This is a genomic window from Psychrobacter sp. AOP31-B2-9 (assembly GCF_052378005.1).
Taxonomy (GTDB): Bacteria; Pseudomonadota; Gammaproteobacteria; order Pseudomonadales; family Moraxellaceae; genus Psychrobacter.
Genome location: NZ_JBQSXG010000145.1, coordinates 1 through 7129 on the forward strand (window position 1 = coordinate 1; position 7129 = coordinate 7129).

Annotated in this window: 7 protein-coding genes, 1 other RNA gene and 1 pseudogene; 4 read left to right on the forward strand and 5 right to left on the reverse strand. The window is 41.7% G+C overall.

The features are described 5' to 3' along the window. Positions 1 to 50: 50 nt before the first annotated feature. Positions 51 to 1262 carry a tyrosine--tRNA ligase gene (gene tyrS / locus ACT3SX_RS12760; RefSeq protein WP_192992557.1) on the reverse strand — a complete coding sequence of 404 codons (1212 nt, stop codon included), beginning with the start codon at positions 1260 to 1262 and terminating at the stop codon, positions 51 to 53. Between the two features lie 269 nt (positions 1263 to 1531). Here tyrS and ACT3SX_RS12765 point away from each other — a divergent pair, with 269 nt between their 5' ends. Both ACT3SX_RS12765 and ssrA read left to right on the forward strand, forming a co-directional pair. Continuing rightward, the gene (locus ACT3SX_RS12765) at positions 1532 to 2203 is read left to right on the forward strand and encodes an alpha/beta hydrolase (protein WP_192518800.1); all 672 of its coding nucleotides are present in this window, start codon (positions 1532 to 1534) and stop codon (positions 2201 to 2203) included. An 85-nt stretch (positions 2204 to 2288) separates the two neighbouring features. Then, positions 2289 to 2647, forward strand: a transfer-messenger RNA (tmRNA) gene (gene ssrA / locus ACT3SX_RS12770). A 59-nt stretch (positions 2648 to 2706) separates the two neighbouring features. Here ssrA and ACT3SX_RS12775 read toward each other — a convergent pair. Continuing rightward, a complete protein-coding gene (locus tag ACT3SX_RS12775) occupies positions 2707 to 2901 on the reverse strand; it encodes an enoyl-CoA hydratase-related protein (RefSeq protein WP_225739109.1) in 195 nt (64 codons plus the stop codon). Positions 2902 to 3077: 176 nt separating this feature from the next. Here ACT3SX_RS12775 and ACT3SX_RS12780 point away from each other — a divergent pair, with 176 nt between their 5' ends. Next, positions 3078 to 3911 (forward strand): tetratricopeptide repeat protein, encoded by an 834-nt coding sequence (locus tag ACT3SX_RS12780; RefSeq protein WP_225739110.1) that lies wholly within the window; start codon positions 3078 to 3080, stop codon positions 3909 to 3911. A gap of 398 nt (positions 3912 to 4309) precedes the next feature. Here ACT3SX_RS12780 and ACT3SX_RS12785 read toward each other — a convergent pair. The 3 genes and pseudogenes from ACT3SX_RS12785 to ACT3SX_RS12795 form a co-directional block, all read right to left on the reverse strand. Beyond that, positions 4310 to 4693: pseudogene (locus tag ACT3SX_RS12785) on the reverse strand (transposase family protein); the annotation flags it as partial. A gap of 8 nt (positions 4694 to 4701) precedes the next feature. Next, positions 4702 to 5166, reverse strand: coding sequence for a helix-turn-helix domain-containing protein (locus ACT3SX_RS12790; RefSeq protein ID WP_442069583.1), 465 nt, complete (start codon positions 5164 to 5166; stop codon positions 4702 to 4704). Then, complete coding sequence (locus ACT3SX_RS12795) at positions 5163 to 5867, reverse strand: enoyl-CoA hydratase/isomerase family protein (RefSeq protein ID WP_192520933.1); 705 nt, start codon at positions 5865 to 5867, stop codon at positions 5163 to 5165. Before ACT3SX_RS12795 ends, ACT3SX_RS12790 begins: the two co-directional genes overlap by 4 nt. A 324-nt stretch (positions 5868 to 6191) precedes the next feature. Between ACT3SX_RS12795 and ACT3SX_RS12800 the strand changes: the two genes are divergently transcribed. Beyond that, the gene (locus ACT3SX_RS12800) at positions 6192 to 7019 is read left to right on the forward strand and encodes an alpha/beta fold hydrolase (RefSeq protein WP_192520935.1); all 828 of its coding nucleotides are present in this window, start codon (positions 6192 to 6194) and stop codon (positions 7017 to 7019) included. Positions 7020 to 7129: the final 110 nt, after the last annotated feature.

The following is a 7129-nucleotide window of genomic DNA, read 5'->3' on the forward strand; positions in this document are numbered from 1 at the left end:
AATATTATATCTTTATTTATAGCTCAAGTTTGTAAATGTGTTATTTTAATTTAACCCACCGTCACTTTCGCATAGCCTTTCTTGCCAGCTTGAATCACGACCGTCTGACCTGAGGTTAGACTAAAGCCACCATCAACAACTTCGCCATCGACTTTGACAGCGCCGCGTTTGACCATGTCTTTGGCTGCTGAATTGTTTTTAGCGAGCTTGGCTTGGTTCAATATCTGAGTGATAAATAATGCATCTTGACCTTCTAAATCAAGCATTACTTCTGGTAAATCAACTGGCAATTCACCATCAGCCAACACATTACCCGCTGATTTGTGTGCATTGGCAGCGGCATCAGCATCATGGAAACGCTCGATGAGCTCTTCGGCTAAGGTACGTTTGATTTCTTGTGGATTGCGACCGTTTTCCATTTCTGCCATTAAACCTTCGACTTCATCCATTGGCTTAAAGCTTAAGAACTCAAAGTAGCGGCGGATTAACGTATCTGGCATAGATAAGATTTTTTGGTACATGGTGCCTGGTGCATCATAGATAGCCACATAGTTGTTTAGAGACTTAGACATTTTATTAACGCCGTCCAATCCTTCTAAAATCGGTACGGTGATACAAACTTGTGACTCTTGACCATAACGACCTTGTAGCGTACGTCCCATCAATAGGTTAAAGGTTTGGTCAGTACCGCCAAGCTCGACATCAGCTTTTAGCGCGATAGAGTCATAACCTTGTACGAGCGGATACAAAAACTCATGGATAGAGATTGGGGTTTGCGCGGCATAGCGCTTGGAGAAATCATCACGCTCAAGCATACGCGAAACGGTTTGCTGACTGGCGAGCTGAATCATATCTGCCGCTGACATGTCATTGAACCATTCAGAGTTAAAGACCACGCGAGTTTTTTCTTTATCCAAGATTTTGAATGCTTGCTCAGCATAGGTCGTGGCATTGGCTTTGATTTGCTCATCAGTCAATGGCGGACGCGTGCTGTTTTTGCCAGAAGGATCACCAATCTTGGCCGTATAATCACCGATTAAGAAATAAATCTCATGACCCAAGTCCTGAAAATGCTTGAGTTTATTAATCAGCACAGTATGACCCAAATGCAAATCAGGCGCCGTGGGATCAAATCCTGCCTTGATGCGCAATGGACGATTCAGCTTAAGCTTGGCTACCAAGTCGTCTTTTGATAACACTTCCTGCGTGCCGCGCTCAATAATGGCCAGTTGTTCTTCTAGGGTGTATGTATGCTCAGTCATGAGAGTCTCTATATTGTCTTTATTAAAGGGTTGCAGCGTTTGAATGATTTAGAATCTCGTCGCCGTCAAAAGATGTTAGAATTTGGCAGATATATTAGCGTTTTTTAAGGTAAATTGCCAAAAAAATAAGTACAACATTGCGTTCATTGATTCATATATTAAGTTAACTGATAATTTTTAAAAAATGATGACAAAGCAGTGACTGTTACAAAAATATTTTATTTTCAATTAAGTTTTGTTGAACATTCAAACAATATTAAGGATACGTTATGACTGACTATTTAGACGCTGTTATCGTTGAGCACAATCCTGCTAACAAGACAGTAGACCGAGCTGTTATTTGGTTACATGGTTTAGGGGCGAGTGGTCACGATTTTGAGCCTGTGGTACCGCAACTTGGATTGTCTAAAGATATGGCAGTACGGTTTGTTTTTCCGCATGCACCCAAGCGTGCCGTGACGGTAAACGGTGGTATGGTCATGCCAGCATGGTACGATATTTTGGAGATGAGCCTTGAGCGTAAAATCGATGTTGCTCAAATTGAAGAGTCTGCTCAACAAATCAATGATTTAATTGCTCGTGAAGTTGAGCGCGGCGTGGCTCCTGAGCATATTGTTATTGCAGGGTTTTCGCAGGGCGGGGCAGTGGCATATCATGTGGCACTTGGCTATCCAAAGCGTTTGGCTGGCTTGATGACACTCTCTACGTACTTGGCAACCAATGATAATATTGATTATAGTACCGCTAATAAAGACATGCCAATTTTGATTGAGCATGGTACTCACGATCCGGTGGTTCCTGCTGTGTTAGGCGAGCAGGCACAGCAGCTGCTATCAGAAAAGGGCTATAATGTGGCTTATCATACTTATCCAATGGCGCATCAGGTCTGTATGCCGCAGATTCAAGCTATCGGTCAATGGTTAAATGGCGTCTTGGCCTAGATAATGGAGCTGTAACGTAATGTAATACAGGGTTTATAAAGGTTGAAACCTACCCACTACCTACTATATAATAACTGACCTTATTGGGGATGTTCTGGCTTCGACGCTGGTAATGAAACTCAATGATGCATGTCGAGAGTATATGTCCTCTCGTAAATTAAACATATATTGTTATAGTCGCAAACGACGAAAATTACGCTCTAGCAGCATAAACCCTGCTTACTGCGCTGCCGATTACCTATAGTTGGTTAGCCCAGTTGAAGCGTCCGCATATAGGTTCGCCACAAGGGATTGTCTCAATCGCTTGGGTTCAAAAGTAGAGAATCGTCCAATCCATCCTGACTGTCGGATCGGTGCGGACTAAAACTAAAGACAGAAACTAAACATGTAGATTCATGAGCGTAATGCTGGCGGACGCGGGTTCAACTCCCGCCATCTCCACCAAATATTAAAAAACCGATCACTCAATGTGGTCGGTTTTTTTTGTCTAATTTTAAGAAAGTCTATTTACCTTGATAAACGGGCTTACGCTTTTCTATAAAAGCGGTGACACCTTCGGTAAAGTCATCGGTCTTTGCCATCATGGTCTGCTGTTCCACTTCCATATCTAGCGCTTCATTTAGGCCAGTGAAAGCATGTACATTCAGCATGTGTTTCATAGATGCTAACGCTTTACTTGGTAGCTGGCTCAATCGCATGGCTCATGCTTGTTGTACACACGTGCAACCAGTCGAAGTTATTATTCAAACGGTGGACGCTAAAAAACCTAATAGTCTATGACAAAACGGCAATGTGACAAGGCCACTTCTCATTTACAAACTTTTGTCTTAAGATAATAAAAAAATTCATAGAAAATTATATACTGAGAAGTAATATGACGTTTCGCAAGTCTTCTTTGATGAGTAAATTGATAAGTAAATTATCTCTTTCTTTATTCGCAGCACTACTATCTGTATCAGTAATGGCGTCAGATTTTGATGATACTCAACGACTAGCCAACCAAGGAGATGCTAGCGCACAACTCGAACTTGCCATCATGTACTTCTACGGTGGCGTAGGTGTAAGTCAAGACTACCAGAAAGCGGCTGAGTGGTACCAACTGGCTGCCAACCAAGGAGATGCTTACGCACAGTATGAACTTGGGTATATGTACTTCAATGGCGAAGGCGTACGTCAGGATTATCAGAAGGCGGTTGAGTGGTACCAACTGGCTGCCAACCAAGGACATGCTCAGGCACAGTTTAACCTTGGGTATATGTACGCTCACGGCGAAGGCGTAAGTCAGGATTATCAGAAGGCGGCTGAATTATATCAATTAGCGGCGAATCAAGGATATGCTGACGCACAGTATAACCTTGGATGGATGTATCATAACGGTAAAGGTGTTAGTCAAGATTATGATCAGGCAATGGCTTGGTATTTAAAAGCTGCGAACCAAGGAGATGCTGGAGCTCAAAATAATATCGGTGATATATACGAAAAAGGTGCTGGCGTTAGTAAGGATGACGTAAAAGCAGCTCAATGGTACTTAAAGGCTGCTAATCAAGGAGATGCTTTAGCTCAAAATAGTCTAGGCTTAATGTACTTTGAGGGCAGAGGTGTGAAGCAAGATAAAATCAAATCACAAGAGTGGTATAGCAAATCTTGTGACAATGGATATCAGCCTAGTTGTGATGCTTATAAGATACCAAATAAAGACGGTAATTAAAGACAGTTGAACCAATACGATAGTCACAATCACCCAAAAACGCATTGCATACAGCGGTCAATCGAAGTCGTGAACGATTGAACCGCCTAGCTGTCTAGGTAGAATTTGCAGACAGTTACAAATAATATATTTAATAAAAACAGTTACTTATATGAATATTTTTGTTTCCACAATCTCCACCAAATATTAAAAACCCGATCACTCAATGTGGTCGGGTTTTTGGGTTTAACTTTAAGAAAGTCTATTTACCTTGATAAACGGGCTTACGCTTTTCTATAAAGGCCGTGACACCTTCGGTAAAATCATCGGTCTTTGCCATCATGGTCTGCTGTTCCACTTCCATATCTAGCGCTTCATTTAAGCCAGTGAAAGCATGTACATTAGACCTCTTGCAAAAGTCATAGGTTAAGCTCGGAATTAATGATACCAGCAAACAGCTTCATTCTAAGATCATAGCGCTGACGACGGTTGCGATATTTATGAGCCACGATTTTAAACAACTTTATTAAGCCTATTTTGTGTTCAACCACAATACGGAACTTTGCCAGATAGAGATTGGCCTGTTTGCATATCTCCAATAACTGACCACCACGAGGTTTCTTAAATGGTGTGAAAGTTTGCTTATGTAGATTTGCTATACCCTGATAACCACTGTCTGCTAGATAGTTAGTATTCTCAGGTAACCAATCAGGACAAGTATCTTTATACAGCTTAAAATCGTGGATTGACCCTTTACAGGTTTGCACATCGAGTATCAAGCCGGTTTGCCAATGGACGATAACCTGCGCTTTTAAGGTGTGTTGTTTTTTCTTGCCGCTGTAGTAGTCGCTTTGGTTTTTTTTGGACGCTCAATAGGGGTTTCGGTGGCATCAACAATGACGACTGACCAATTGATGTCCTCATCGACACGACTAGGCAGCTTTTTAGGCAATTCAAACTTGCCAGAGTCAATCAGTGTGTCTTCTACTTTACGAATGATACGGCTAGCAGAAGACTCATGAATACCAAAGTCCATACTGATATGATAAAGCGTGCGGTATTCACGCCAATAAGTCAGGGCGAGTAGTATCTGCTCCTTAAGACTAAGCACACTTGGTCTGCCTGATTTGGTCTTAGATGCTTCATGCTCTTGCATGGCATCAAGCATGTCATAAAAGGTGGCTTTATGAATGCCAGTATAGCGTTTAAAACCAGCGTCACTTTGTTTGAGTAGCTTATCTATGTTTGGCATATCTATTAAGTAAGTAGAGTTCAATAATATACGTTGTGTCTTACAACTACTTTTGCAAGAGGTCTATTTAGCATGTGTTTCATAGATGCCAACGCTTTACCTGGTAGCTGGCTCAATCGCATGGCCAATGCTTGTACACTAGCGTCTAGCTCATCGACACTGACCACACTATTGACTAAGTCTAAACGAGCCATATCTTCAGCTTTGAGCCTGTCACCCAACATTACTAGTTCAGTGGTTTTGGCCGCACCAATGAGCTGATTGAGTAGATAGATACCACCTGCATCTGGAATCAATCCAATATTGACAAAGGCCTGTACGAATTTAGCATTATCAGCCGCAATACGGAAATCACAAGTGAGCGCCAAATTCATACCTGCGCCAGCCACCGCGCCTTCTAATTTAGCGATAATGGGTTTATGAATGTGGCGTAACTTTAAGCTGACTTCTCCAGCGCCCTCGACCATACCTTTTAGTTTGTTTGAAATAACGTCTTTATCCATGCCTTGGGACAGCATTTCTTTGATATCGCCGCCACTGGAAAAATTACCGCCTGCGCCTTGTAAAATAATGACGCGAACCTGATCATCGGCTTCGGCATTATCAAGTGCTTTTAGTACGTCGTTTTTTAATGGTGTGCCAAAAGCATTTAGGCTTTTTGGATCATTGAAGGTAATGGTGGCAATGTGCTGGTCGACATGGTAATCGACAAAAACCTGCGTCATGGTATCTATCCTTGTATAAGTTATTATAGGTGTCTTATCGACGACATAGTACTATATAGTCAATTCTCTAGAAAAGAGTGACAGCGTCTTGCTTGAAGTATCACATATACCTCTGCACTTGGTTGTTTTGCATATTTTTTAAACTGCATTAACTATAGCAGCTTGGTATGATTATAAAAGTGGGTTTTGTGGGCGCTCAAGACACATTGAAGTTTAATAGGCTATGCTAAAATGCTAAAACCCATGTTAGGGGATTATTTATGAAGCTGCTTGAATATTTAGGGATATGTGAGCCTCTTCTATCTATAAAACAAGGAAGTGATTATGCCAACTATCAAAATTAATAATGTGGATATTTATTATGAAGACAGTGCGCCAAATGATGTAAAAAAGCCTGTGATGGTATTTGCACATGGTCTGCTGTGGAATGCGCAGATGTATGACAAACAAGTCGAGTATTTTCAAAGCGACTATCGCTGTATTGCTTTTGATTTTCGAGGACAAGGTCAATCGGAGGTCACCAAGTCTGGCTATGATATGGAAATGCTTACGGAAGATGCGCTAGGACTGCTTGCAGCGCTTGATATTGATAAATGTCACTTTGTTGGGTTATCTATGGGCGGTTTTGTCGCACAGAGAATCGCGCTTAAGCGTCCTGATTTATTACTATCACTTACTCTTTTAGAGACGTCTGCTGATCCTGAAGATCCTAAAAATGTGCCGCAGTATCGTAAGCTTGTCAAAGCCATTCGCTGGTTGGGTGTCAAACGCGTGAGCAACAAGATAATGCCGATTATGTTTGGTAGTAGCTTTTTGGCAGATAAATTAAGGAAATCTGAGCGCAAACAGTGGATCACGATGTTACAAGGAAATCGTAAGGGTGGTGTTATTAAGGCAACAATGGGTGTTATTGAGCGTACAGGAACTTATGAGCAGCTTGGTGATATCATAACGCCGACCTTGATCATCGTTGGTGATGAAGATGTGGCGACACCTTATCCAAAAGCTGAGCGTATGCATTTTGCCATTGCAGGATCTAAACTTGCGATTATTCAAGGAGCTGGACATACAGCGACAGTAGAAGAACCTGAACAGGTCAATCGAGTGATGAGTGAGTTCTTAGCGCATCTAGATGACTGTCAATTGAATTGAGAACACCGTATCCAATTTAAGAGCCTCTATCATATGATGATAGAGGCTTTTTTCAATTGAGGGTTACGTATGTGCTTGCTACATTCGAGAGCTGTATTCGTTATTGCTAT